The sequence below is a fragment of the Granulicatella sp. HMSC31F03 genome (assembly GCF_001807725.1).
Taxonomy (GTDB): domain Bacteria; phylum Bacillota; class Bacilli; order Lactobacillales; family Aerococcaceae; genus Granulicatella; species Granulicatella adiacens.
Genome location: NZ_KV790846.1, coordinates 29096 through 55715, shown reverse-complemented (window position 1 = coordinate 55715; position 26620 = coordinate 29096). Strand labels below are relative to the sequence as shown.

Here is a 26620-nt window from a genome sequence, read left to right as displayed (position 1 = left end):
GACATGGAACAAGAATACTTAACCGTCACCGCGTTGACGAAGTATATTAAAACTAAATTTGACCGTGATCCGCACCTAGACCGTGTTTATTTGACGGGAGAAATTTCAAACTTTAATAAAAATAGTGTGCATAAGTATTTCAACTTGAAGGATGAAAATGCCATTATCGCTGCGACCATGTTCCAAGGCGCTTATAAGAAAATTCAATTCCAGCCTGAAGAAGGAATGAAAGTACTTGTGATTGGTCGTGTTACGGTCTATGAAAAATCTGGTAAATACCAAATGATTATCGAGCACATGGAACCAGATGGTGTAGGGGCTCTTTATCAAGCCTATGAACAGTTGAAGAAAAAATTAACTGAAGAAGGAGTTTTTTCTGGACCGAAGAAACCAATTCCTGTATTTCCAAAGAAGATTGCGATTTTAACGAGTGATACAGGTGCTGTTATTCGAGATATTCAAACAACAGTTGCTCGCCGTTTTCCGATTGCACAACTCGTGTTATATCCAACTGTGGTACAAGGAGTACACGCTGTTCCAAGTATTCTTAAAAATTTAGACTTAGTAGAACAATCGGATGCAGATGTGGTTATCATTGGTCGTGGTGGAGGTTCCATCGAAGATTTATGGGCCTTTAACGAAGAACCGGTTGTAAGACGTGTTGCTTCATTCGCTCTTCCAATCATTTCAAGTGTGGGGCATGAAACAGATACGACTTTAACAGACTTTGCCGCTGACCAACGTGCAGCTACACCGACTGCCGCAGCAGAGCTCGCAACGCCGGTACTCAATGATATTCATCTAACACTTGGAAACTTAACGGGTCGTTTGCAAACAACGATGCTCAACCAATTGAACACTCGTAAAGAGTTATTAAGTAAACTAGAAAAGTCTGGTATTTTTGTAAAACCAGAACGCATGTATGAAGTGTATGCACAGCAAGTGGATCAATTGCGATTGAAGTTGATGCAAGGGATGCAACAAAGACTTCATCTGGCAAAACAACAATCGATGCAATTTACTCACCGTCTGCAATTAGTATCGCCAGAACAATTATTAATTCAACAAAAGCAGAAACTTGAATGGTTGCATAAGCAATTACTTGATAATAATCAAAACTACTTGCAGGATAAGCAAATCAGATTCCAACAATTAGTAGAGAAATTAGATTTACTCAGCCCATTAAAAATCATGACACGTGGATACGGTATTGTGTTTAAAAATGGAACAATCGTAAATTCGGTAGAACAAATTGAAAATAATGAAGAAATAGAGATTCGTTTAAGTGATGGTCTTGTAAATGCGACCGTTAATGAAAAGAACAAGGAGAGTTTATAATGGCGAAGAAAACATTAAAATTTGAAGAAGCAATGTCTGCATTAGAACAAATCGTAAGACAATTAGAAAGTGGAAATGTTCCACTTGATGAAGCATTAGATAAATTTAAAGAAGGAATGGAACTTAGCCAATTTTGTAATGAAACATTAACAAAAGCAGAAGAAACCGTTCGAGCGATGATTACAGTGAATGCAGAAGGAAAAGAGGCATAGTCCTATGGTGAAGGCTGTTATTCAACAACTTCAACAAGACGTAGCCAATCACTTAACAAAGCTTATTGAAGAAAGACCAACAGAAGCTCGCTTGAAAGAAGCTATGCTTTATGCGGTACAGTCGGGTGGGAAACGCATTAGACCTCTCTTAACGCTTGCAGTTGGTTTTGCTGGAACGGCGAGCAATGAAGCAGCATTAGACTTAGCATGTGCTCTAGAGATGATTCATACGTATTCTCTGATTCATGATGACTTACCAGGAATGGATGATGATGATTTGCGTCGCGGTCGTCCAACCGTGCATAAGGCGTTTGATGAAGCCACTGCGATTTTAGCAGGCGATGCATTACTGACATTAGCATTTGAGGTAGCTGCAAATGCCAACTTGGAAGCTCGTCAATTAGTTGAAGCCGTGAAGATTTTATCGAGTGCTTCTGGTATGAGCGGCATGATTTCTGGCCAAATGAAAGATATTGCTAGTGAAGAAGTGACGATTACTCTCGAACAAATGAAAGAAATCCATCGTGAGAAAACAGGAGAATTGTTATTAGCTGCTGTTCGTCTTGGGAATCTCTTTTTATCTGATGAAACTCAGAAAGAAGCTTTTGTCTCTTATGCAACTCACTTTGGTCTAGCATTCCAAATTCAAAATGACTTACAAGATGTATGCTGGACAAGTGAACAAACGGGTAAAGAAACAGGGAAGGACTCAGAACTAAGTAAAAATACATATCCGAGTCTCTTGGGTGTAGAAGGTGCCAAAGAAGCACTATCAACCGAAATCGCCTTTTGTAAGAGTGCTTTGGATGAAGTAGATTATACGTTAGAGAACGAACAAATAAAGGCTCTTCTCATTGAGTTTTTAACGTATTTAGAAATATAGGAGTAACAAATGGAAAAAGAACGTGTGGATATTCTGGTTGTCCAACAAGGACTGACGGATTCCAGAGAAAAAGCAAAACGTCTTGTCATGGCAGGACAGATTGTGGATGCAGTGTATCATAATCGATACGATAAACCAGGGGAGAAAATTCCTGTAACGAGTTCATTGATGATTAAAGGAGAACCTTTAAAGTACGTCTCTCGTGGCGGCTTGAAATTAGAAAAAGCCTTAAAAGAATTCGATGTCAGTGTCGATGGAAAGATTTTATTAGATATTGGTGCATCTACTGGTGGATTTACAGATGCGGCCTTACAAAACGGGGCAAAACAAAGTTACGCACTCGATGTGGGCTATAACCAATTAGATTACAAACTACGCCAAGATGATCGTGTTGTTGTCATGGAGCGAATGAATTTTCGTTTCGCTACACCAGATGATTTTACAAAAGGACAACCGGATGTAGCATCCATCGACGTGTCGTTTATCTCGTTGAAACTGATTTTACCGCCATTAAAACCAATTCTAAAAGAAGGCGGCGACGTGCTTGTATTGATTAAACCACAATTCGAAGCAGGTCGTGAACGCATTGGGAAAAAAGGAATTGTCAGCGATCCAAAAGTCCATGAAGATGTATTAGTGGATATTTTAAGCTTCAGTGAACAAATCGGATTTACTGTAGAAAAAGTAACGTATTCACCAATCACTGGTGGAAGTGGAAATATTGAATTTTTAGCGCATTTAAGAAATACGGCTCCAAATGAGGTTCGTTCATTTGAAGAACTCGCGCGTGAGACGGTTAAAGAAGCGCAACGATTAAAAAAGTAAAGGGTGACGAACTTGATTCAAGAGATTTATATTAAGAATTTTGCCATTATCGAAGAAGTTCAGTGTACGTTTGAAAAAGGGATGACGGTTTTAACCGGGGAAACGGGCGCTGGGAAATCGATTATTATTGATGCGGTGGGCCTATTAATTGGTGAACGTGCATCGCTTGAAATGATTCGTTATGGTGAAGAAAAATCCTTGATTCAAGGGGTATTCCGAATTGAGGATCCAGCTGTTGTTGAAAAGCTGCAAGAATTCGGGGTTGAAGTCGTTGAAGATGAATTAATGATTCAACGTGAATTATTGCAAAATGGAAAATCAAACTGCCGTATTAATGGACAGTTAGCTACAGTAGCGCTCCTCAAACAAATCGGACCTTACTTAATCGATATTCATGGCCAAAATGAGCATTTCTTATTATTAAACGAAGAAAAACACTTAGGGCTATTAGATGAATTCGCACACCATCAAATGGGCACATTGTTGGTAGAGTACGATGAAGCTTATGCAAAAGTCATAGCAGCTAAACAAGAACTAAGAGCCCTACAGACTGCAGAAAAAGAAGATGCACAGCGCGTCGATCTATTGAAATTCCAACTTCAAGAAATCGAAGAAGCCAATATTTATGTGGGTGAAGAAGAGCAGTTAAGCGAAGAAAAAGAATACTTTACTCACTTCCAAAAGATCCAAACGGCTCTTCAGACAGCCTTAGGTGCACTTGAAGGTGAAGAATATTCAAGCGTTGATGCCATCGGAGAAGCTACTCGTGAAGTGGAAAGCTTAGAGTCAATTTCAACAAGCTTTAAGACCCTTTCTACGCAAATGAGCGAGGCTTACTATCAACTGCAAGATGCTGCAAGTGCGATTCGTCATGAAATCGAAAATGCAGAATTTGATGAAGAACGCCTTGCTTTTATTGAAGAGCGTCTTGATGTTTACTATCAATTAAAACGCAAATATGGGGATGATGCAGAAGAAATTCTGGCCTTCCAAGATAAAGCAAGAGACGCTTTGAATAAGATTGAAAATAAAGAGGCTTTAATCGCTGAAACTGAAAAAGTGTTGAAGCAGGCCACTCTTGAAGCTTTTGAGATTGCCAAGAAGATTTCAAGTATTCGTCGTGAAGTGGCTAAACGCTTAGAAGCAGATATTGTGAGCGAATTGCACGGTCTCTACATGGAGAATGCGCAATTTGCCATTCAATTTGAAACTTCAGATAGCTTACTGGAAACAGGGATTGACATCGTTGAGTTTTACATTTCAACGAATAAAGGGGAACCCTTGAAACCTCTTAGCAAGATTGTCTCTGGTGGTGAGTTATCTCGTATTACCTTAGCGATGAAATCCATCTTCACGAAAGAACAACTTGTTGGAACAATTATTTTTGACGAAGTGGATACAGGTGTCAGCGGACGAGTGGCGCAGGCGATTGCTTCGAAAATGCACTACATTTCAGAATACGCACAAGTGTTGAGTATTACGCATTTACCACAAGTGGCAAGTATGGCGGATACGCATATTCATATTGAGAAAGTTGAAGAGGGAGAGCGGACGCATACGATTCTAAAAGTGATGAACGAAACAGAACGTACCGAAGAAATCGCACGTATGCTTTCAGGTACAACGATTACCGCATTAACACTTGAAAATGCAAAAGAATTATTACAAATTTCAAACGCAATTAAGCAAGAAAATGATACACGAGCAGAAGGTGAACGCAAATGACAAAAATCTTTGCACATAGAGGGAGTAAAGGAACGCATCCAGAAAACACACTCTCATCTTTTAGAGAAGCAGTGCGTGTTGGAAGTGAAGGGATTGAACTTGATGTCCATTTAACAAAGGATGGACAGTTAGTGGTGATTCATGATGAAACGGTCGACCGCACAACCAATGGTACTGGAGAAATCAGAAACTTAACGTTAGCAGAAGTTAAAGCAATGGATGCAGGAAGTTGGTTTAAGAACGACTTTGCAGGTGAGAAGATTCCAACGCTAGACGAAGTACTTCACTTATTAAAAGAATTGAACTTTACCGGACAATTAAATATCGAGCTAAAAACAGATATTATTCAATATGAAGGACTTGTTGAGAAATGTCTCGCGCTCCAAGTTACCGAATCTTGGCCATTTGCAATTGTCTATTCTAGCTTTAATCCATATACACTAGTTGAGCTCAAAAAGATGAAGCCAGATCAAGAAATTGGACTTCTCTTTGAGTCAGTTGAGTGGGCGAATAAAGGTGATGCCATGCTTGAAAAAGAATCGTATCATCCTGATTTGAAGTTACTTGATTGGACGCTTGAATGGAATACGAAACAGTTGCCTTTACGTGTATGGACAGTGAATGAAGATACAGATATCAACCGTTGCTTTGAACTAAACATTGAAGCTATTTTTACGGATTATCCGCAAAAGGCGTTACAATTAAAGGAGAATTATGAGCGATAAGCTACCCAAAATTATCATTATCGTGGGACCAACCGCGGTAGGAAAAACAGCTCTCAGTATCGAGCTTGCAAAACACTTCAATGGGGAAATCATTAATGGAGATTCGCTTCAAGTTTATAAGGGGCTTGATATTGGGACTGCAAAAGTTACTGAGGAAGAAAAAGAAGGCGTTCCACACCACCTGTTAGATATTTGTGAGTGGGATGAACCTTTTACAGCAAGTGACTTTAAAGAGAAGGCAGAAGCAGCTATAGTAGACATTACGGGTCGTGGGAAACTACCGATTATCGTCGGTGGTACAGGACTCTATATCGAAGGTCTATTGTATGGATTCCATTATAGTGGCGAAGGTTCGAATGATCCGGACTATCGTATATTAAAAGAACAAGAACTGGAAGAAAAGGGTTCTGAGGTTCTTTGGAATGAATTGAATACAGTAGACCCTGAGGCGGCTTCTAAAATTTCTGTAAATAATCCTAGACGCGTGATTCGTGCGCTAGAAGTGATTCATGCTACCGGTAAGAAGTTTTCAAGTCTAGAAATTCAAAAGACGCCGCACTATGATGCGTTTATTATTGGTTTAAATACAGACCGAGCACTACTATATGAGCGCATCAATTTGCGTGTAGAACTGATGTCTCAGGCTGGTCTGGAAGAAGAGGCTAGAGAGTTATATGAAAAATCAAAAGGTCTAGATATCCAATCGATTAGTGGAATTGGATATAAGGAATGGATTCCGTATTTTGAAGGAGAGCAGTCGCGTGAGGCGATTATTTCAACTATTCAACAAAACTCAAGACGATACGCCAAACGTCAATTAACTTGGTTTAGAAATCGACTACCACAAATTCGTTGGGTGAATTTATTAGAGAATCCAAAAGAGAAAGAAGAACTATTAGAAGAGTTAACAGCTTTTGTAGAGGAGGGATAGAATGGAACAAAGAGAACGCGTATTAATTGTAAGTGTGCAAACAACGCAAACTGATGAGGATTTCGCATATGCGAACCAAGAGCTAGTGCAGTTAGTCGATACAGCGATGGGTGAAGTGGTTGCTACTGTGACACAAAAACGTGAGTCGATTAGTGGACGTACGCTTGTTGGGAAAGGAAAAGAGGAAGAAATCAGCCATCTTGTCGATGAACTAGAAGTGGATCTTGTTGTATTCTATCAATCGCTCACTGGTTCGATGGTGAAAAATCTCAATGAATCGATTAACTGTCGTATTATTGACCGAGTGCAATTGATTTTAGATATTTTTGCAATGCGTGCTCGTTCTAAAGAAGGGAAACTTCAAGTACAGCTTGCGCAATTAAACTACTTGCTTCCTCGTCTTTCAGGACAACGAGAAGGTTTATCTCGTCAAGGTGGGGGAATCGGTACTCGTGGTCCAGGGGAAACTCGCCTAGAAACAGATAGACGTTATATTCGTAAACAAATTCAAGATATTGAAGAACAGCTAGAACAAATCAAGAAACATCGTGAACGTTCACGGGAGAAGAGAAAGAGTTCAAATGGATTCCAGCTTGGATTAATTGGATATACGAATGCTGGGAAGTCAACGATTTTAAATCAATTAACACAGGCAGGAACCTATCAAATGGATCAATTGTTTGCGACTCTTGATCCACTAACAAGACAGGTGGACTTGTTCCCGAATTTTGAAGTGACTTTAACGGATACGGTAGGATTTATCCAAGAACTGCCAACGACATTGATTCATGCTTTTGAATCAACTCTTGAAGAAAGCGCGGATGTCGATTTATTAGTGCATGTAGTGGATGCGTCAAACACACAGTTTTCATTACATGAAAAAACAGTCATCGATTTAGTAAATGACTTAGAAATGCAAGAAATCCCGATGGTAACAGTCTACAATAAGACAGACTTGATTGAGGGAGAATTTCAACCAAACCTTTATCCATCGATTCAAATTTCTGCAGTCAATGATGCAGATGTGGAACGATTAAAAGCATTTTTAAAAGAACAAGTCAAAGCGCAAATGACTTACTATGAAGAATGGTTGGAAGTGACGGAGACGAAGGAGTTGAATCAACTGCAACAACGTACCCTCGTAGAATCATTAAACTATGTCGAAGAAAAGAATCAATATTGTGTCAAAGGCTATCGTAAATAATATGCAAAAAGCGGCTTGAACCTATAAATCAAGCCGTTTTATTGTGGAGTACATTTGTAATCCATCCCTAAAACTCGTATAATGTTAAAGATAAGGATTTTTTCAGGAGGCCATCATGAAAGAGATAAAAGCACTCTCAAAAATTTTAAAAGAGAAGTTCGATATTTCGTTTAACAACGAGGCATTGCTCATGGAAGCGATGACTCACTCTTCGTATACTAATGAGCATAAAGAGATGAAGGGAATCTATAACGAGCGTATTGAGTTTCTAGGAGATGCTGTTTTAGAATTAACGATTTCCGATTGGCTCTTTCGACAATTTCCTCACTTCCAAGAAGGGCAATTAACGAAACTACGAGCTCAAATCGTTTGTGAGGATAGCTTATCGTTACTTGCGAAGGAATGTTCTTTGAATGAGTATTTGCTGCTTGGAAAAGGAGAAACGCTGAGTGGCGGTCGTGAGAAACCAGCTATTTTATGTGACGTGTTCGAGGCCTTTATCGGCGCTCTATATCTTGATAAAGGAGTGAACGAGATTCAACGTTTTCTTAATCTAGTCGTTATTCCTAAAATTAAGAATGGACGATATGAACTAATTACTGATTTCAAAACAGAGTTACAAGAATACTTGCAACAAAATGGTCCGGTACACATCCGTTATGAATTAGTTAAAGAAGAAGGACCTTCGCACGATAAAACATTTACTGTTCAATTAATTGTGGATGGAAAAAAATACAAGACTGCGAGCGGCAAGACGAAGAAAGCAGCCGAGCAAATGGCCGCAAAATTGACTATGGAAGAACTAACACAGAGTTCACTTTCATAGAAAGAAAGGGTTAAAGCATGCAATTAGAAAAAATTGAAATGTCGGGATTTAAATCATTTGCCGATAAGACTACAATTGAATTCGATAAAGGCGTGACTGCGGTTGTAGGACCTAATGGTAGTGGAAAGTCCAATCTTTCTGAAGCGATTAAGTGGGTTCTTGGGGAACAATCGGCTAAGAGTTTACGTGGAAAACGGATGGATGACGTCATTTTCGCAGGTTCTCAAACTAGAAAACCAGTGAATATTGCTGAAGTTAATCTATATATCAATAACGAAGATAAAGTGTTGGCAACCGATCAAACACAGGTGGTATTGACACGCCGCTTGAATCGTAATGGAGCAAGTGATTTTTTAATTAACAAGAAACCAGTTCGTTTGAAAGACATTACAGACTTAATGATGGACTCAGGGCTAGGGAAAGACTCGTTTGCTTTGATTTCGCAAGGGAAAGTTGAGCAAATCTTTAACGAAAAACCTGAAGAACGTCGAATGATTATCGAAGAAGCGGCTGGAGTACTTAAATACAAAGACCGTAAAAATCAAGCGCAACGTAAATTGAATCAAACACAAGATCACTTAAATCGTGTGGAAGATATTCTTCATGAGATTGAAGGTCAATTAGCACCACTAGAAGAACAACGTGAAAAAGCGATTGCTTACGTTTCTAAGAAAGAACAGCTAGAAGATGTGGAAACCGCTCTTTTAGCAGTCGAAATTGAAACATTAAATGCTCAGTGGAAAGTAGCTCTTCAAGAAGTGGAGCAACTCCAAGAGCAATTAGCGCAAACGGAAGCAACGCTAGAAAGCCTTCAATTGGACATCGAGGAAAATCAAGTAAAACTTGAAGCCCGTAATGAAGACCTCGATGCAAAACAAGAAGAATACGTAGAATTAATCCAAAAAGTAGAGCAACTCGATGGTCAACGTAAAGTCTTCGAGCAACGTCGCCAATTTGCAGAACGTAGCGATGAGGAAAATCAAGAAGCACTAGCTGCTGCTCTTCGTGAGTTAGAAGAAGTAGAAGAAAAATTAGCTCTTCTTGAAAAGAATCAAGTAGAACGTAAGATTGAATTAAAGAACGTAGAAGAGGCTTGGAGTCAATTAGTTGAAGAATTAGACCAATTAAGTCAAAGTAACGAGGAAAGCGTTAAAGAGCTTCAAAATCGTTATATTGAGCAATTACAAGAAATCTCACGTTTACTCAACCAAGAGAAGAACCTTGAGAAGTCTATGGAGGTAAACCAAAACACTCAAGAGAAAATGACGGAGCGTTTTGATTCCTTTGATGAAGAACATCGAGCTTTAGAAGAAAAAGCAAATGAATTCATTGAAAAGATTGAAGAACTCACAAAAGAAAAAGCAAGTTCTGAAAAACAGCTTCTAGCTCTAAAAGAAAAATTATCAAAAATCAATGAGCAACACTCTATTCTTTCTAATGAAGGGATGGAAAAGGAACGTCATCTTCAGCAATTACAAGCGACCGTTCGAAGCTTGAAACAAGTATCTGAAGATTATGCTGGTTATTATCAAGGCGTTCGTGAAGTTCTGAAACACAAATCTGAGTTGCCAGGTGTGGTGAATTCTGTAGCAGAACTCATTCGTGTAGATGAACAATTAACGACAGCCATCGATATCGCGCTGGGAGCGACGAGCCAACATATCGTTGTAACAGACGAGAAGGCTGCTGCCAAAGCGATTACGTATTTGAAGACAAATCGTTTAGGCCGTGCAACGTTCTTACCATTATCAATTATTAAAGAAAAACAAGTACCAGATACGGTATTAAACCAAGCGAAAAAAGTAGACGGTTTTATTGGTATCGCAAGTGAACTTGTTTCAACAGATAATAAATATGCTTCGATTATTAAAAACTTACTTGGAACTACACTTGTGACAACAAACTTACAAGTAGCACAACTATTAGCGAAACAACTCGGTTACCGCTATCGTATTGTCTCACTTGAAGGAGATGTCGTAAACGCAGGTGGTTCGATGACAGGGGGAGCTTCTAAGAACTCTGGTCAACAATCACTCGTTCGACGTAACAGTCAACTAGAAACAGTGACGAAGCAATTTGAAAAAGCAAAGGCTGAATACGAAAAATTGTCAGCACAGTTCCAAAAAGTGACAGCTGAAAAGAACAAGCTAGAAGAAGAGTATCGCGAATTAAATGCGAGTCATATTCAATTGGAACAAACCCTCAATCAACTAGAATTCCAATCAAGATTTGCGCTTGAAGAAGTTCAAAAACACGAACGTATTCAACAAGCAAATCAATTTGAAATGGATGAACTCATTGAAGCATATGAGCAATTAGAAGAGCAATACGTTGAAAACCATGAAAAATTGGTGGCCCTTCAAAAAGCAAATGCATCCTTGAAAAAAGAATTGGATTACCTTCAATTATCGAATGAAGATAAGACCCAACAAATTCAAGAAAAACAAAAAGAATTGCAAGAACTTGGTACGAATCGTGCTCGTGTACAAGAGCAATTTAACCAAGAAAAACGTGAAATTCATCAAACGAAACTTCAAAAAAATCGTTTAGAAGATCAAATTGAATTATTACATTCTAAGAAATCGGAACAGTCTCGTAATCAAGAGGAAGATGAGGCGATTTACGCGAAGATTCAAGAAGAGTTTGATGCGTTAAAAGGTCAAGTGGATGAATTAGATACACTGATTAAGGAATTACGTGAGGAGCGTTCAGCACTAGAAATTCATGTAAAACAATCAGAAGCTGCTAGAACACAAGCGCAACATCAATTACAAGATCAGTTGAAGAATCAAACACGATTAGAAACGAAAGCGAATCGTTTCGAAATTTCGATTGACCAAAAATTAACGTACTTGAGTGAAGAATACGAATTAACGTTTGAAGCAGCAATTGCTAAAACAACACTTGATATGTCGATTGAAGAAGCTTCAAAACTCGTTCGTAGCCTAAAACAACAAATCGAACAAATGGGTGCTGTAAACTTGTTGGCGATTGAAGAGTTTGAAGCGGTACAAGAACGATTTACATTCTTAACAGCGCAACAACAAGATTTACTAGAAGCTAAACAGACGCTGGAAGAAACCATTACGGAAATGGACGAAGAAGTAACGACACGCTTCAAGACAACCTTTGATGCCGTAAGTACTCAATTTGAGCGTACATTCCCACGCTTATTTGGTGGTGGACGTGCAACACTTGAATTAACAGATCCAGAGAACTTACTCGAAACAGGAATTGAGATTATTGCTCAACCACCGGGTAAGAAACTTCAATCACTCAGCTTACTTTCTGGTGGAGAACGTGCCTTCACAGCGATTGCATTACTCTTTGCAATCTTAGAAGTGAAGCCAGTTCCATTCTGCTTACTCGACGAGGTTGAAGCCGCACTGGATGAAGCAAACGTAGCGCGTTACGGTCGTTACTTAAAAGAATTTACAAACCGTACGCAATTCATCGTGATTACGCACCGTCGTGGTACGATGGAAGAAGCCGATGTATTGTATGGAGTAACCATGCAAGAATCAGGGGTATCAAAACTTGCATCCGTTAAGTTTGAAGACTTTGACGAATTAGAAGAAGTGAAATAAGAGTAAGAGGTAGCAATGCGCGCTACCTCTTATTTTTTAATACGAATGGCTTGTTTTGTGGTATACTATAAGAGATACGTTCAATGAGCGTATCGAGAATATTTTTTTGAAGATGGGATTATTAAAGAATAAAGAGGTGAGATAATGCTTCGTTTGATGCATGTTTACAAAAGCTATGTAGATTCAGATAAACAATTAAACAAAACGTGGATAGAAAGAATTTTCAGTGAAAAAGCGAAAAAAAAGGTTATTAGTGACTTGAATCTCGAAATTCACCAGGGCGAAATTGTCGGTTATATTGGTGAAAATGGAGCAGGAAAGTCTACGACTATAAAAATGATATTAGGAATTATCCCAGCTGATTCGGGAGAAGTGACAGTTTTTGGTAGAAAATCTTTTAATAATCGTAGAAAAAACGCAAAGGATATTGGTGTTTTGTTCGGACAGAAATCTCATTTATGGTGGGATTTACCACTTATTGATTCATTTAATTTTTTACAAAAAATCTATTCAAAAACTTCCAAGCAGGATATGGAGTGGCTGAAATGGTTAATGAGTGAATTAGAAGTGGATGATTATGTAGATCAACCAGTGAGAGAATTGTCACTTGGTCAGAGAATGCGTGGTGAATTCATTTGTGCATTGATTCATTCTCCAAAGCTCGTGATTTTAGATGAACCAACAATTGGAATTGATGTTCAGACAAAGAAAAAAATGATGGAAATGATTTTAAAAATTAATGAACAAAAAAATACGACTTTTATGATTACAAGTCATGATTTTCAAGAAATCGAAAAAGTTAGTCAAAAAATCATTATTTTGGATAAGGGAGAGAATGCTTATCAAGGTTCGATAGAAGATTTTAAGAACCAATATAGTTTTCTAAAAAAGATAATGTTGGAACATGAACAAGGAAAGGCTATAAAAGTGACTCATCCAAATATTAAAGAGTTGGCAAGGAACATTACTTCAACCGAGTTCTTTTTTGATACACGTAACTTATCCGAGGAGCATGCAATTGCTTTCTTTAAAAAAGAATATTCTTCGAATAATGTAGAAGTTTCTAACTTGAGTCTGTCTGAATTAATGACTGTGAAGAAGGTGTTGAAATGAGAGGGCTATGGGCCTATACTGCCTATCAATATCAATCGAATAAGAAATACCAAATGAATAATATGATGACGATTTTGAGCACATTTATTGCTGTTTCTATTCAATACTATATTTGGTTATTTGTGGAAAAAACGAACGGTATTAGAACTGAACAGATTATAATTTATACAATGTTTGCATTGACCTTGTCTAGTGTATTGCCAATGTTTTCTGCAGCAGATTTTATGAATCGAATTATTTTAAAAGGAACGATTGCAAACTATTTACAACGACCGCAACTTCCATTCTTTGTGAATGTAGCTGTTCAATTAGGAAACACTTGGTATAAGATTGTCTATCGCATTATTCCTATTTGGGTGATTTATATATTCTTTTTTAGAATTAATATCTTAGAAGAAATGGATAGCTTATTTTGGGCTTTATTATCATTAACGCTCAGTTGGATATTAGCCATGATTCTAGGACATGTGATAGGTTTGTTTTCCACATTCTTAATGAGCATCAATGGAACAAAAAGTTTATTGTCAGGTTGTTTATTATTATTTGGTGGAGGAGTTCTTCCAATTGATATTTACCCAGAGTTTTTACGTAAATTCGTACTAAAATTACCTTTTGTAGCGATTCAGTATTTTCCTAGTGCTATGTTAAGTGGTAGCCAATTGTTTTATTACGAAGATGCAATTTTTGTTCAACTTTTTTGGATTGTAGTCTTTTTTGCACTACTGCTTTTGGTACAACAACGAACTTATTTCAAACTAGAAATAATGGGAGGGTAGTATTTTGTTTTACAAAATGAAGTTATATCATAAGATTTATGCAGCATTTATAAAAATGGATATAAAAAGAATTAAGATGTATCCAATAGACTTTCTGTTAGGAAATATGGGATTTTTTCTTGAGACTATTTCAACATTATTTGTCTTGTATATTATTGTCTCTACAACCGGTATTTTAGGTGAATTTAGCGGTTACCAAGTGTTATTTTTCTATGCTTTTATAATGTTAGTGAATGCAGTTTGGGAGATTTTTTTTGTGACTGTCTTGGAAGTTCCTTATCTGATTCAAACAGGAGAACTTGATATTTTTTTGGTAAGACCTTTAAATGTTTTATTTCAATTTGTGATTTTTCAACTGGATGAAGAATCGGTATTAGAGGCATTGGTTGCGTTGCTACTGTTAATAGTATCAATTTGTCAGCTGCCGACTTTATGGACTTTAACTTTTTTTGTGAAGTTAGTGCTCTTTATTGTATCTTCAATTCTTGTCAAGTATGCAGTGTATTTACTATTGAGTTGTACGGCTTTTTGGTGGGTATCCAATGATGGACTAAAAAGCATTTTTTGGGAAGTTTCTCAACTTGGAAATTATCCATTGTCGATTTATCCGAATTGGTTGAAGACATTACTTGTGGTAATTCCATTTGGTTTTATTGGGTATTTTCCTGTTAGAGAGTTATTACTTCATACAAAGCAACTTTCTTTAGAAACTTTGATGAATGTATCTTCAGGACCAGTTCTATTGATTCTGATTTATCATATTTTCTGGAAAAATGGATTAAAAAAATACCAAAGTATTGGTGGATAGTGATTTTGATGATTATTTGTGCTCTTTGACTAATCCTAGTATTGAGTCCCTCAAAAGTAAAATTTGGTTTTCCGATAAATCTTGTTACCAATAATTTTATACAAACTTCATCAGTGATTAATGAAATGATTCATCGAAGAAAAACAAAGAAGCTATATCCCTGTGATATGGCTTTTTCTATAGGAATAGTCACAAACCTAAAAATTTGGTATAATTCAAGAATGAAATCAAAGGAATGACGATCTCTAGGAAATGCACCCCTAAACATTGTTTGCACCCCCCTAGAGTAAAAAAGGAGAAAATGTATGATAAAAGTCATTGCACTAGATTTAGATGGAACATTATTAACTGGTGAAAAGAAAATAACAGAAGAAAATAAAAAAGCCATTAAATTGGCTAAAGAAAATGGAATTAAAGTGGTTCTCTGTACAGGTCGCCCAATTGTAAGTATTGTTCACTTACTTGAAGAATTAGACCTGATGGGGGACGATGACTACGCGATTAACTTCAATGGTGGTTTGATTCAAAAAACAAAACATGGAGAAATTATCTATGAAACGGGACATACTGTTGAAGATATGAAGTATTGTCATGAAGAAGTAACCAAAGTAGGGCTTCCATTAGTTATGATTGATACGGTAAGAGCTTACGAGCCAACGCCTCCCAAAGGACGTCCGTCAATTTATAATACATTACCGCATCCAATTACCTTTGAACAAAAGAATCCAGAAGATTTCGAAGAGGATCATATCTTTAATAAAGCCGTTCTTTGTATCGCTCAAGACATCTTGGATGAAGGCATTGCAAAATTACCAAAAGAATTCTTCGAACGCTTTAACTGTATGAAATCAAGAACATTTTTATTAGAAGTTGTTCCAAAACATGTTTCAAAAGGAAATGGCTTAAAGATGTTAGGAGAAATTCTAGGAATTTCGCTGGATGAAATGGCAGCATGTGGTGATGAGGAAAATGACTTACCAATGTTAACAGTTGTCGGTTATCCAGTAGCCATGGGCAATGGCTCAAAAGAAGTCAAAGATGTGGCAAAATATGTAACAGCAACGAATGAGGATTCAGGGGTTGCTAAGGCTATTTACCATATTATAGAAATGAATAAACAAGCGTAAAGTGAGGGGAAAATATGGGATTATTTGATCGAATTAAACGTGCCTTTACCGGTGAAGATGAAGTCATTAAACATGAGGAAAAGAAAGAATCAATTGTTATAGAAAAATATGACAAGGGGATGGAGAAAACACGTCGTAGTTTCTCTGATCGTTTAAACGAATTCCTTGCTGACTTCAGAGAAATTGACGAAGACTTCTTTGAGGATTTAGAAGAAACTTTTATTTCTTCAGACGTTGGGTTCGAGATGACTCTAGCGATTACAGATGCCTTACGTGATGAAGTACGTCTTCAAAACGCAAAAACTTCTGGTCAAGTCAAAGAAGTCATCATTGAGAAGATGGTAGACATTTACGAAAAAGGCGAAGATAATTTATCAGTGCTTAAAAAAGCTGAAGGTCGTCCAACAGTTCTAATGTTTGTTGGAGTCAATGGTGTTGGTAAAACAACAACGATTGGTAAGATTGCTTGGAGACTGAAGCAAGAAGGTAACAAAGTTTTACTTGCTGCAGGAGATACATTCCGAGCTGGAGCCATTCAACAGTTAGAAGTCTGGGGAGAACGTGTCGGAGTTCCTGTTGTTGCAGGTAAAGAAGGTGGCGACCCTTCTTCAGTTGTCTTTGATGCGATTAAGAAGGCTAAAGAAGAAAACTTTGATTATTTATTAATCGATACGGCTGGACGTCTTCAAAACAAAGTGAATTTGATGAAAGAGTTAGAAAAGATGAATCGTATTATCTCCCGTGAAATTGAAACGGGAGCAGATGAAACTTTATTAGTTTTAGATGCGACAACTGGTCAAAATGCTTTAGTTCAGGCGAAACAGTTTGGAGAAACTATTGATATTACGGGGTTAATCTTAACAAAATTAGATGGTACAGCAAAAGGTGGAGTCATTTTATCGATTCGTCATGAATTAAATATTCCTGTTAAATTCATTGGTTTAGGTGAACAGATGGACGACTTGCAACCATTTGAACCAGAACAATTTATTTACGGATTGGTAAAAGATATGCTATAATACGTTTATATTAAATTGAAATGAGGCGATATAATGGAGAATAATCATTATAGTGTTCAATCTAGTATTGAAGGAAGAAATCAATTTTTCATGAAAGTATACGGCTGGATGTTTGGTGGAATTGCAATTTCTGCTGTGGTTGCTTATTTATTTAGCACAACTCCTGCATTATTCAGTCTATTTTATAATTTCATGGTAGCAACACATGGATATGGTATGTGGGGAATTTTCTTATTACAATTAGTTCTTGTATTTTTAATGCGACCTAATTACGAGAGCCTAGGAAATCCTATTCGCTATATGGTCATGTATTGCTTGTATGCAGCACTAACAGGGTTAACATTCTTTACATTAACTTTTGTATATGATTTAGGAAGTATTGTTCAAGCATTTGCTTCTACATGTGCTTTGTTCGTAGGGCTATCTGTTGTAGGATTTACAACAAAAAAAGACCTAACTGGATGGGGTCAACAAGCATTGGGCGCTTTAATAGGTCTAATTCTTGCAAGTGTTCTTAACTTATTCTTCTTCCGAAGTTCTATGGTAGAGTGGATTATGTCAGGTATTTCTTTAATCATTTTTATTATTTTAACAATTTATGATACTCAAAAGTTAAAGAGAATGTATGATTACTTTGAAGATCAATCAGCACTTGAAGGAATTGCCATTCTAGGTGCTTTAGAATTATATCTTGACTTTATCAATATCTTCTTAGATATCCTTCGTTTATTCGGAAGTGGAAAAGATTAATTCGTTGAAATAGGTCTGGGTTTATCCCAGGCTTATTTTTTTGTAAAAATATTTTTATTAGGAAAGAAATAATTACATGCATTATAGTAGAAAATCATGTATACTACCTACGTACGCATTAACGATATAGGAGGAAATTTATGTTTGAGTTAAATGCATTCGATTATGAGGATATTCAATTAGTCCCAAATAAATGTATTGTAAATAGTCGTTCGGAGTGTGATACTACAGTAAAATTAGGGAAGTTCACTTTTAAACTTCCAGTAGTTCCTGCTAATATGCAAACAGTTATTGATGAATCTGTGGCAGAGTTTTTAGCGAAGAATGGTTATTTTTATATTATGCATCGTTTTGATGAGCAAAGTCGCTTGCCATTTGTAAAACGAATGAAAGAGAATGGTTTAATATCCTCTATTAGTGTGGGTGTAAAACCGCAAGAGTATGATTTCATTCTAGAATTAAAAGAAAAAAACTTAGTTCCTGACTATATCACAATAGATATCGCCCATGGTCATTCAAATTCTGTGATTGATATGATTGACCATATTAAAAAACATTTACCAGAAACTTTTGTAATTGCTGGAAATGTAGGAACGCCAGAAGCCGTTCGTGAACTTGAGAATGCTGGGGCAGATGCAACAAAAGTAGGGATTGGACCTGGAAAAGTATGTATTACAAAAATTAAAACAGGATTTGGTACTGGCGGATGGCAGTTAGCGGCTCTACGTTGGTGCTCTAAAGCTGCTCGTAAACCTCTCATTGCAGATGGTGGAATCCGTACTCATGGTGACATTGCTAAATCTATTCGTTTTGGTGCCACAATGGTTATGATTGGTTCACTTTTTGCAGGACATGAAGAGTCACCCGGTAAAACTGTGGAAGTGGATGGACAATTATACAAAGAGTATTTTGGAAGTGCTTCTGAGTACCAAAAAGGGGAACGTAAAAATGTGGAAGGTAAGAAAATTGTCGTTCCATATAAGGGATTGCTTCAAGATACTTTAATTGAAATGCAACAAGATTTGCAATCATCAATTTCTTATGCAGGCGGAAAAGATATCGAAGCCATTCGTAAAGTTGATTATGTGATTGTAAAAAACTCTATTTTTAATGGGGATTCTATTTAAACAGATTGTTAAGCAGAAAGAGAAATCTTTCTGCTTTTTTAATTTGATATTTATTCTTCGAAAATTGTTTGTTATACTAATCTAAAGAACTCCATAAAAGGAGGAAAAAACTATGTGGCTATTTAATCGAAAAAGTCGAAGGAAAGATGAATTCGAATTGGAAGAGACGCTTGATAGTGAAACTGTCGAAGTAGACAGTGATTCCGATGAAGATTGTTATCTCCAAATTTCGGAAATTATCACAGACCATAATCAGACCGTAAAAGGATTATTAGAAAATTATTTTGAGGATCCTAGACTTTTATTGGAAGAGTTCCAAGAAGATTGCGATGAATGGAATGAGGATTCTGAACTTCTTCATGAGGAATTGTTGGATGATTATTGGTTGATTCTTCTATTGACTTTAGAAAAAGAATCATATGCTAAAAGGATATACTGGAGAGATAATGTAGAAACTGTCATGAAAAATCTCAAACAGTTAAAACAGCTAAAAGAGATTTCTCTTGATGAACGTTTAAGCCATTGTAACTATCAATCTTTAGCGGAATTTCTAGAGTGCATTTCAATGGAACTCCAGAAGCTTGAGATAATTATTGGAACTTTCGAATTGGATGATGAGAATGTTTTACTTTTTTCAATGATGGAAAAAAGGATGGGAAAATTCAATAAATTAGTGAATACAATAGAGAAAAGTTGGAAGCAAATTTCGTAACGATTACAAAATGGTACGTTTTTGCTTCTTTCTATTTGAAAACTTAAGAAAATCTTAGTAAAATAAAATAGATTGTAAGGAGGATAGTGATGAATAAACGAAATTTAAAGTTTCTACTTGGAGTACTGAGTTGTTCTTTTGTATTAACTAGTTTAGCACCCATTTCAGCGGAGGAAACGACAGAAGAATCTGTTTCGCAAACAACTGTTGTGGAAGAAACAGAAGAAGCACCAACAACGGTCGCTCCGGAGAAGAAAGAAGAAACGACTCAGCAAAAATCAACAGAACTTTCTATTGAAGATGAGATTTTCGAGATCACTCAAAGATATGGTTATGATGTTAGTGAGTATTATCGACCAGAAAGTGCCATTTTAGTCGATGCTGAAACTGGACAAATTTTATATGGTGACCATATTGATAAGCCTTGGGATCCTGCTAGTACTACTAAACTAATGACAGCTTATTTAGTATATGAAGCTATTAAAGCTGGAAAAATTACATTAGATACGAAAATTACTGCGACTGAATTAGACAGAGCTATTTCTACGATTGATGATATTAGTAATAATCAAATTAGAGCAGGTATTGAATATCCGGTTCGAGATTTATTATATTTAATGATGTATCCTTCTTCAAATGTAGCTACTGTGATGCTTTCGCACGCTATCAGTCAATCAAATGAAGAATATATTAAAATGATGAACGATAAAGCAAAAGAACTTGGTATGACGAATTCTAAGTTCTATAATCCAAGTGGAGCAGTGGTATCGGCGTTCCGTGGATTATATACCGTGGAAGGTGTTCCAGATGAGTATAATCAAACAACTGCTAGAGATTTAGCAACTTTATCTTATTATTTCTTAAAAAATTTCCCAGAATTTCTTGAAATCACTAGAGAGCCAGCAGTGACAACAATGGAAGGAACGGTAGTAGAAGAAACATTCTATACATTAAACCAATTAGCAAGCGGAATGAATCAAGGTTATTTCCATGTTGATGGTTTTAAAACTGGATCTTCTCCAAACGCAGCTTTGAACCATGTTATTACAGCCAAAGAAAAGGGTAGACGAGTAATCGAAGTGCTAATGGGGGTAGGTAGTTGGAGTGATTATAATACTAGCGTATACTATAGAGCTCAATTTGGGAATGCTATTTTAGAAAAGGCATTTACGGAATATCGTGAAGAAACAGTTTTAAAAGCTGGTGTTCATGAAATTGATGGTCAAAAAATTAAAGTAGAAAAAGATATTAAAGCTATTACCAAAGGCGATTCAAAACCAACCTATAAGTTAGTTGGCGATGAAATTATCGTTGAAAATACTTTTCCAACTTTAACAAAAGCGATTAAAAGTAATGTACATAAAGTTACTAAGGTAGTTGAAGAAACAACAACTGAAGAACCTGCAACTACGTCTGAAGCTAAGAATGAAGGTGTATTGTCCTTTAATGATGAGGATACAAGCACTTTTGTTGGATGGTTACGAAGCTTAAGTAAAAACCCATTATTACTTGCTGGCATTTTATTAGCTTTAAGTGTATTTATTAGTGGGATTGTGATTGCAACTGTTCAAGTATTCAAAAAAGATTATTAAAACAAGAAACCCCTGAGAATTTCTTCTCAGGGGTATTTGTTTATTTAAAGAATGCCCAGAACCAATCGATGATGAATCTTAATCCGATAGTATAAGCAGCTAATGTGAATGGCTTAAAGACTAGAATAATAATAATAAACTTTTTGTAAGTCATCTTTGTTAAACCAGCTAACATACATAAAAAGTCATCCGGAGAAACTGGGAAGAACATCATGAAAGCAAAAAAGTAGTCAAACCATTTTCCTTTATCCAGCCAATTGATATAACGATTATACGTATTTTCACTTACCATTGATTTTACGAATTGTTGACCGTATTGACGTGCAAGGTAGAATGCGATAATTGAACCGATAATAATACCGATGTAATTGTAGACATTCCCGATAATATTTCCGTAAATATAAACTCCAGCAATACTTGTTAGAGCACCTGGTATAATTGGAACAACCGTTTGTAAGATTTGGAGAAAGATAAAAATTGGAGGTCCCCAAATTCCCGCCTGTAACATATATGCAGATAAGGTCTCTTCAGAAGTGAATAAGCCTTTTTGCCAAGCCCAAACAATAAATACGACTGTTGCGATTGCTCCTAAAATGGAAGCAATATTCATTACTTTCTGAGCGGTAGGTGAGAGTGGTTTTCCTTGTTTAATTTCGTTGGTTGTCATTGTTGCTCCTTTATGATTTTAAATTTCTTTCTGTTGCAACTTTATCGTAAAATTGTTGCCATTGGAGAAGAATACTCTCTTTTGAGTAAAATTGTTCGCCACGTTTTGAGCCTTCACATGCCATAGCATAGTACTCAGGATCTTCTTTAAGTTTAGTTAATTGTTCTTTAAACGTTTGTTGACTTGTCCCTTTTAAATAGTAGTCAAATAATATTGGCTTGTACTCAGGTAAGTCACGTAATAGAAGAGGAATATTAGCATTCATGGATTCTAAAATAGTCATAGGGAATAATTCTTCAAAAGAAAGTTGTAACATGACATCAGCCATATTAAAAAATTCATTCATTTGGTTTCTTTCAACCAATCCTAGAAAATGAACATTATCAGGAAGATCATCCATATGTTCCATAATTTCTTTGCGTCCTTCAGAAATTCCTTTAAAAGCAAAGTCTCCAGCCCAGACGAACTGAATTTCAGGCATTTTTTCAGCTAAATCGATAAATTCTAGAACACCTTTTCTCATTTGCAATTGACCTGCAGATACAACGGTGAACTGATCAGGATTTAATCCAAATTTCTTTCTTAATTCCCTTTTAGATTGATCAGTGATTTTATAAAAGGTTTCACGAGATACAAAGTTTGGAATATAAGTAACTTTCGAACGATCGACTCCATAATGTTCGAGGTCGTCAATAAAACGTGGATTCACAGTCACTAAATAATCCGCTTGTTTGTAAAAAGATAAGACATATTTATAGAACAATTCTTTTATTGGTTTTGGAAGAGAAATACTCTTTTCAAGTGTTTCAGGTAAGAAATGTACTGATGCTATTGTTGGTTGCTTCTTATTGTTTAAGAATGACTTAAACAGAAAGTCTGGATTAATGGTATGAATATGATTAATATCAGCAATCTTTAATTGGTTTACAACTACTTTGTATCCTTTAAGACCTTCAGTCACTAAATTAATTTGTTCCTCTGTTGCAGACATCACTCCTTGTCCTTTGACACTGTCTGCACGAGTTAGCATATTTATTGTAAGCATATTGACTCCTTAATAGTATATTTCCAACCCATTTTACCATGAATTAAAGCATTTGGAAAACAGCATCAACAAAATTTAGAAAAATTAATGTTTTTGCCTTATTGTTTGAATTTTTGTATACTAAAAAAGAAGAAAGAATCGAGGGTGTTTATGAAAAAAAGTAAAAGATCTAATAAAAAATCTAAAGAAGAAGAAATGACACTAGTAGAATGTTACTATATTCCTTCTGTTATAGCGGAACAATTTCAGCTTTTAAGAGAGCATTGTGCACTAGAAGTTGAAAAGGAACTAGCATTATTGTTTTCAAGAGTAGTTCGAGAGTATCGAGAAGAGGTGGGACAAGTAGTTGTTTCTTATGATGATAATGGAAATAAGACTTGCGAAATCCCTCTAAGTCCTATTGAAGTTTCAAAATTGGAAAAAGAGATTTCAGCGGAAAGATTAAATAAATATATCTTATCAAAGATTCATTGATAATAGAAAAGTAAGCTGGGCATTGTCCAGTTTATTTTGTTAGAAGTCTAGGAGTTAATTATTTTTAGCAAACATCATTTGATAAAGCGTGAGGTGAAGAGAAATGGAAAAGAGTATTCAAAATTTTACTTTTCAAAATCCAACAAAAATTTTATTTGGGAAAAAACGTATAGAGGAAATTGATAATGAAATACCTAAAGATGCAAAAGTCCTCATCTTATATGGTGGAGGATCAGTCAAAAAAAATGGAGCCTTTGAGAGAGCAGTTTTAGCTCTTGGAGGACGCGATTGGGATGAGTTTTCGGGAATAGAGGCAAATCCTACATTCGAAACGTTAATGAAGGCTGTCCATAAAGTAAGAGAAGGAGGTTTTACCTACTTACTTGCAATCGGAGGTGGTTCTGTCATTGATGGAACTAAATTTGTCTCTGCAGCCAGCCTGTTTGAAGGAGACCCTATAGATTTATTTGGTTGGGGAATTGGAAAAGGACTACCCGTTCAAGAGGTTGTACCATTTGGAACGATTTTAACCTTACCAGCAACTGGTTCTGAAATGAATTCTGGAGCAGTGATTAGTTTTGTTGAAAAAAATGCAAAAGTAAGTTTTAGAGGGCCAAAGACGTTTCCAGTATTTTCAGTATTAGAGCCTGAACTAACCTATACATTACCTGAACGTCAATTAGTAAACGGACTCTTAGACTCATTCATCCATGTAATGGAGAATTACTTAACCTATCCAGTAGGAGGGATTCTTCAGGATCGTTATGCAGAAAGCATCCTTCAAACGTTGATTGAGATTGCTCCTCGTATTATTGATATTCCTCATATTGATTATAACGATAGGGCTACTTTTATGTGGTGTGCCACTAATGCGTTAAATGGGACAATTAATTTAGGCGTTCCGACAGATTGGTCTTCTCATGCATTAGGTCATGAAATTACATTAAATCATGGATTAGACCATGGAAGAACATTATCAATTGTATTGCCAGCGATGATGAAAGTTAGAAAAAAACAAAAATGGGATAAGTTAGTTCGATATGGGAAACGCGTCTGGGGATTAGACGGAGAAGAGAATGAGGTTGTGGAACAAGCGATTATAAATACAGAAAAATTTTTCTCATCTCTAGGTGCTCCTACTCGATTTAGTGATGTAGGTTTAGGCGAAGAAGTAATCCCAGCATTAGTAGAAGGACTAAAACGTCATAAGAAGGTTGCTTTATCTGAACATGGAGATGTGACTCCAGAAGTTGCTTATGAGGTATATAAAACTGCATTATAAATAGTATGTACTTTTTATTAGTCTTGAATGAAAGGAAGATTAAATGGCTAGTGAATTGATTGAAAGCAAACTTAAGAATCTTCCAGATTTACCGGGTTGCTATATTATGAGAAATAGTAACGATGAGATTATCTATATTGGGAAGGCCAAGAATTTAAAAAATCGTGTTCGTTCCTATTTCAGAGGAGCTCATGATACTAAAACTGAAAAGCTAGTTAGTGAAATCCACCATTTTGAGTATATTGTGACAAAGACAAATAAAGAATCTCTTTTACTCGAAATTAACCTGATAAAAAAATATCAACCGTACTACAATATTAAGTTGAAACAAGGGACGATGTATCCTTATTTAAAAATCACTTCAGAGAGGGATCCTCAATTAGTGATTTCTCACAAAGTTGAAAAAGATGGAGGAATCTATTTTGGACCTTACCCTAATGTAACTGCTGCTACATCTACCCAACAACTCATTCAAAAAATTTATCCATTAAGAAAATGTGGGAAGAATGAAACCAGAGCTTGTTTTTATTATCATTTAGGACAGTGCATCGGTTGTTGCGACCATGAAATTTCTGAGGATGAGTACAAAACACAAATAAAAAAAATTCAACGCTTTTTAAATGGAGATGTAAAAACCATTAAAGATGATTTGAATCAGAGAATGTTAGAGGCTTCTGAGCGTTTAGAATTCGAAAAAGCTATGGATTATCGTGACCAAATTCAATACATTGAAGCAACGGTTGAGAAGCAAAACATAATGAGTTCTGATTTCACGAATCGAGATGTATTTGCTTACTTTGTTGATCGAGGATGGATTTCAATTCAAGTATTTTTATTAAGACAATCAACGATTATTAAAAGGGAAGCAGCGATGTTTCCTATTTATGATCAAATTGAAGATGAAGTTCTATCCTTTATTATCCAGTTTTATGAAGATCAAAACCATATTTTACCTAAAGAAATATTAGTTCCGGATGCTTTAGATATTGATTTACTATCCGAGACACTGGGTGTAAAAGCTGTATCCCCAAAAAGAGGATCTAAAAAAAGAATGCTAGACTTAGCGACTCAAAATAGTGAGATTTCTTTATTAGAGAAGTTTAGAAGAGAAGAGCAGAGTCAGTTAAAAACATTAGGTGCTTTAGATGAGTTATCACAAGCTCTTGGACTTGAAAAGTTGTCGGTGATTGAGTCTTTTGACCATTCAAATATTCAAGGTACGAATCCTGTTTCTGCTATGGTTGTTTTTCGAGATGGGAAACCCGATCGGAAACATTATCGAAAATTTAAGGTGAAGACGGTCCTTGGAAGCCATGAGTTCGCGACGACGCAAGAAGTGATTAGAAGACGTTATTCCAGATTGCTAAGAGAAAAAGCGGACCTTCCTGACTTAGTTTTAATGGATGGTGGAAAAATCCAAATGAAGGCTGCTATGGAAGTTCTTGAAGATGAACTAGGCTTATCTATTCCGGTTTGTGGGATGGTAAAAAATGATAAACATAAAACAGCTTCTTTAATTTATGGAGAAAAATTTACTCCTATTGAATTAGATCGAAAAGGACAAGCCTTTCAATTGATTCAAAGAGTCCAAGAAGAGGTTCACCGATTTGCTATAACTTTTCACAGACAAGTTAGAGGCAAGAATACTTTCTCTTCAAGATTGGAGTTAATAGATGGAGTAGGACCAAAAACTAGAAAGAAACTTTTAAGTCATTTTAAGACTACTACCGCAATAAAAAATGCTAGTGTTGAGGAGTTACGGAAGATTGGAATCTCTGAAAAAGTTGCAAGCAATATAATAACAACGTTTCAGAATGAATAAATTATTAAGAGTAAAACTAAAAAATGAAACAGGTAAATTATCTGTTTCAT

Annotated in this window: 24 protein-coding genes; 22 read left to right on the top strand and 2 right to left on the bottom strand. The window is 36.2% G+C overall.

Annotation, left to right across the window (positions count from 1 at the left end; translation table 11 throughout):
* Window positions 1-3 precede the first annotated feature (3 nt).
* The 19 genes from xseA to HMPREF3106_RS01735 all read left to right on the top strand — a co-directional run bounded on the left by xseA (window position 4) and on the right by HMPREF3106_RS01735 (window position 21280).
* Window positions 4-1338, top strand: coding sequence for an exodeoxyribonuclease VII large subunit (xseA, locus tag HMPREF3106_RS01825; protein WP_070444051.1), 1335 nt, complete (start codon window positions 4-6; stop codon window positions 1336-1338).
* The gene (xseB, locus tag HMPREF3106_RS01820) at window positions 1338-1550 is read left to right on the top strand and encodes an exodeoxyribonuclease VII small subunit (protein WP_005605298.1); all 213 of its coding nucleotides are present in this window, start codon (window positions 1338-1340) and stop codon (window positions 1548-1550) included. Before xseA ends, xseB begins: the two co-directional genes overlap by 1 nt.
* Window positions 1551-1554: 4 nt before the next feature.
* The gene (locus HMPREF3106_RS01815) at window positions 1555-2433 is read left to right on the top strand and encodes a polyprenyl synthetase family protein (RefSeq protein WP_070444048.1); all 879 of its coding nucleotides are present in this window, start codon (window positions 1555-1557) and stop codon (window positions 2431-2433) included.
* Between the two features lie 9 nt (window positions 2434-2442).
* Complete coding sequence (locus tag HMPREF3106_RS01810; RefSeq protein WP_070444045.1) at window positions 2443-3258, top strand: TlyA family RNA methyltransferase; 816 nt, start codon at window positions 2443-2445, stop codon at window positions 3256-3258.
* A 3-nt stretch (window positions 3259-3261) separates the two neighbouring features.
* Window positions 3262-4983: a DNA repair protein RecN gene (recN, locus tag HMPREF3106_RS01805; RefSeq protein ID WP_083281572.1), complete on the top strand. Its 1722-nt coding sequence runs from the start codon at window positions 3262-3264 to the stop codon at window positions 4981-4983.
* Window positions 4980-5708, top strand: a complete 729-nt coding sequence (locus tag HMPREF3106_RS01800) for a glycerophosphodiester phosphodiesterase (protein ID WP_070444039.1) — start codon at window positions 4980-4982, stop codon at window positions 5706-5708. The genes recN and HMPREF3106_RS01800 overlap by 4 nt, the downstream gene beginning before the upstream one ends.
* Window positions 5698-6639, top strand: coding sequence for a tRNA (adenosine(37)-N6)-dimethylallyltransferase MiaA (miaA, locus tag HMPREF3106_RS01795; protein WP_070444036.1), 942 nt, complete (start codon window positions 5698-5700; stop codon window positions 6637-6639). Before HMPREF3106_RS01800 ends, miaA begins: the two co-directional genes overlap by 11 nt.
* 1 nt (window position 6640) lies before the next feature.
* The gene (gene hflX / locus HMPREF3106_RS01790; protein WP_070444032.1) at window positions 6641-7843 is read left to right on the top strand and encodes a GTPase HflX; all 1203 of its coding nucleotides are present in this window, start codon (window positions 6641-6643) and stop codon (window positions 7841-7843) included.
* 115 nt (window positions 7844-7958) lie between these two features.
* Window positions 7959-8669, top strand: coding sequence for a ribonuclease III (rnc, locus tag HMPREF3106_RS01785; RefSeq protein ID WP_070444029.1), 711 nt, complete (start codon window positions 7959-7961; stop codon window positions 8667-8669).
* Window positions 8670-8686: 17 nt separating this feature from the next.
* Entirely contained in the window at window positions 8687-12256 is a 3570-nt protein-coding gene (gene smc, locus HMPREF3106_RS01780) for a chromosome segregation protein SMC (protein ID WP_070444026.1), read from the top strand.
* Window positions 12257-12400: 144 nt separating this feature from the next.
* Window positions 12401-13369, top strand: coding sequence for an ATP-binding cassette domain-containing protein (locus tag HMPREF3106_RS01775; RefSeq protein WP_070444023.1), 969 nt, complete (start codon window positions 12401-12403; stop codon window positions 13367-13369).
* Entirely contained in the window at window positions 13366-14145 is a 780-nt protein-coding gene (locus tag HMPREF3106_RS01770; RefSeq protein ID WP_049554749.1) for a hypothetical protein, read from the top strand. The genes HMPREF3106_RS01775 and HMPREF3106_RS01770 overlap by 4 nt, the downstream gene beginning before the upstream one ends.
* Window positions 14146-14149: 4 nt before the next feature.
* On the top strand, window positions 14150-14953 hold the full coding sequence (locus HMPREF3106_RS01765) for an ABC transporter permease (protein WP_083281571.1): 804 nt from the start codon (window positions 14150-14152) through the stop codon (window positions 14951-14953).
* A 305-nt stretch (window positions 14954-15258) separates the two neighbouring features.
* A complete protein-coding gene (locus tag HMPREF3106_RS01760; RefSeq protein WP_049555621.1) occupies window positions 15259-16080 on the top strand; it encodes a Cof-type HAD-IIB family hydrolase in 822 nt (273 codons plus the stop codon).
* Between the two features lie 14 nt (window positions 16081-16094).
* Window positions 16095-17099 (top strand): signal recognition particle-docking protein FtsY, encoded by a 1005-nt coding sequence (gene ftsY / locus HMPREF3106_RS01755; protein WP_070444020.1) that lies wholly within the window; start codon window positions 16095-16097, stop codon window positions 17097-17099.
* 33 nt (window positions 17100-17132) lie between these two features.
* Window positions 17133-17849: a Bax inhibitor-1/YccA family protein gene (locus HMPREF3106_RS01750; RefSeq protein ID WP_070444017.1), complete on the top strand. Its 717-nt coding sequence runs from the start codon at window positions 17133-17135 to the stop codon at window positions 17847-17849.
* Between the two features lie 140 nt (window positions 17850-17989).
* On the top strand, window positions 17990-18976 hold the full coding sequence (gene guaC, locus HMPREF3106_RS01745) for a GMP reductase (protein ID WP_070444014.1): 987 nt from the start codon (window positions 17990-17992) through the stop codon (window positions 18974-18976).
* Window positions 18977-19088: 112 nt separating this feature from the next.
* Window positions 19089-19688 (top strand): DUF6630 family protein, encoded by a 600-nt coding sequence (locus tag HMPREF3106_RS01740; RefSeq protein WP_070444011.1) that lies wholly within the window; start codon window positions 19089-19091, stop codon window positions 19686-19688.
* 89 nt (window positions 19689-19777) lie between these two features.
* Complete coding sequence (locus HMPREF3106_RS01735) at window positions 19778-21280, top strand: serine hydrolase (protein WP_070444008.1); 1503 nt, start codon at window positions 19778-19780, stop codon at window positions 21278-21280.
* A gap of 40 nt (window positions 21281-21320) precedes the next feature.
* Here the strand turns inward: HMPREF3106_RS01735 and HMPREF3106_RS01730 are convergent, their stop codons facing one another.
* Window positions 21321-21947, bottom strand: a complete 627-nt coding sequence (locus HMPREF3106_RS01730; protein ID WP_005605322.1) for a TVP38/TMEM64 family protein — start codon at window positions 21945-21947, stop codon at window positions 21321-21323.
* A gap of 10 nt (window positions 21948-21957) precedes the next feature.
* Window positions 21958-22992 (bottom strand): glycosyltransferase family 4 protein, encoded by a 1035-nt coding sequence (locus tag HMPREF3106_RS01725; protein WP_005605323.1) that lies wholly within the window; start codon window positions 22990-22992, stop codon window positions 21958-21960.
* 150 nt (window positions 22993-23142) lie between these two features.
* Between HMPREF3106_RS01725 and HMPREF3106_RS01720 the strand changes: the two genes are divergently transcribed.
* The 3 genes from HMPREF3106_RS01720 (at window position 23143) to uvrC (ending at window position 26570) form a co-directional block, all read left to right on the top strand.
* Window positions 23143-23466, top strand: a complete 324-nt coding sequence (locus tag HMPREF3106_RS01720) for a hypothetical protein (RefSeq protein WP_246827496.1) — start codon at window positions 23143-23145, stop codon at window positions 23464-23466.
* Window positions 23467-23569: 103 nt separating this feature from the next.
* A complete protein-coding gene (locus tag HMPREF3106_RS01715) occupies window positions 23570-24748 on the top strand; it encodes an iron-containing alcohol dehydrogenase (protein ID WP_070444003.1) in 1179 nt (392 codons plus the stop codon).
* Between the two features lie 43 nt (window positions 24749-24791).
* Window positions 24792-26570, top strand: coding sequence for an excinuclease ABC subunit UvrC (uvrC, locus tag HMPREF3106_RS01710; protein WP_070444000.1), 1779 nt, complete (start codon window positions 24792-24794; stop codon window positions 26568-26570).
* Window positions 26571-26620: the final 50 nt, after the last annotated feature.

Coding starts and splice junctions, on each gene's coding strand:
- ftsY (WP_070444020.1), top strand. CDS start 16,095: ATGGGATTATTTGATCGAATTAAACGTGCCTTTACCGGTGAAGATGAA.
- HMPREF3106_RS01740 (WP_070444011.1), top strand. CDS start 19,089: ATGTGGCTATTTAATCGAAAAAGTCGAAGGAAAGATGAATTCGAATTG.
- rnc (WP_070444029.1), top strand. CDS start 7,959: ATGAAAGAGATAAAAGCACTCTCAAAAATTTTAAAAGAGAAGTTCGAT.
- smc (WP_070444026.1), top strand. CDS start 8,687: ATGCAATTAGAAAAAATTGAAATGTCGGGATTTAAATCATTTGCCGAT.
- HMPREF3106_RS01760 (WP_049555621.1), top strand. CDS start 15,259: ATGATAAAAGTCATTGCACTAGATTTAGATGGAACATTATTAACTGGT.
- guaC (WP_070444014.1), top strand. CDS start 17,990: ATGTTTGAGTTAAATGCATTCGATTATGAGGATATTCAATTAGTCCCA.
- miaA (WP_070444036.1), top strand. CDS start 5,698: ATGAGCGATAAGCTACCCAAAATTATCATTATCGTGGGACCAACCGCG.
- HMPREF3106_RS01725 (WP_005605323.1), bottom strand. CDS start 22,992: ATGCTTACAATAAATATGCTAACTCGTGCAGACAGTGTCAAAGGACAA.
- HMPREF3106_RS01775 (WP_070444023.1), top strand. CDS start 12,401: ATGCTTCGTTTGATGCATGTTTACAAAAGCTATGTAGATTCAGATAAA.
- HMPREF3106_RS01715 (WP_070444003.1), top strand. CDS start 23,570: ATGGAAAAGAGTATTCAAAATTTTACTTTTCAAAATCCAACAAAAATT.
- HMPREF3106_RS01720 (WP_246827496.1), top strand. CDS start 23,143: ATGAAAAAAAGTAAAAGATCTAATAAAAAATCTAAAGAAGAAGAAATG.
- xseA (WP_070444051.1), top strand. CDS start 4: ATGGAACAAGAATACTTAACCGTCACCGCGTTGACGAAGTATATTAAA.
- HMPREF3106_RS01815 (WP_070444048.1), top strand. CDS start 1,555: ATGGTGAAGGCTGTTATTCAACAACTTCAACAAGACGTAGCCAATCAC.
- xseB (WP_005605298.1), top strand. CDS start 1,338: ATGGCGAAGAAAACATTAAAATTTGAAGAAGCAATGTCTGCATTAGAA.
- HMPREF3106_RS01735 (WP_070444008.1), top strand. CDS start 19,778: ATGAATAAACGAAATTTAAAGTTTCTACTTGGAGTACTGAGTTGTTCT.
- HMPREF3106_RS01750 (WP_070444017.1), top strand. CDS start 17,133: ATGGAGAATAATCATTATAGTGTTCAATCTAGTATTGAAGGAAGAAAT.
- HMPREF3106_RS01770 (WP_049554749.1), top strand. CDS start 13,366: ATGAGAGGGCTATGGGCCTATACTGCCTATCAATATCAATCGAATAAG.
- HMPREF3106_RS01730 (WP_005605322.1), bottom strand. CDS start 21,947: ATGACAACCAACGAAATTAAACAAGGAAAACCACTCTCACCTACCGCT.
- HMPREF3106_RS01800 (WP_070444039.1), top strand. CDS start 4,980: ATGACAAAAATCTTTGCACATAGAGGGAGTAAAGGAACGCATCCAGAA.
- HMPREF3106_RS01810 (WP_070444045.1), top strand. CDS start 2,443: ATGGAAAAAGAACGTGTGGATATTCTGGTTGTCCAACAAGGACTGACG.
- hflX (WP_070444032.1), top strand. CDS start 6,641: ATGGAACAAAGAGAACGCGTATTAATTGTAAGTGTGCAAACAACGCAA.
- uvrC (WP_070444000.1), top strand. CDS start 24,792: ATGGCTAGTGAATTGATTGAAAGCAAACTTAAGAATCTTCCAGATTTA.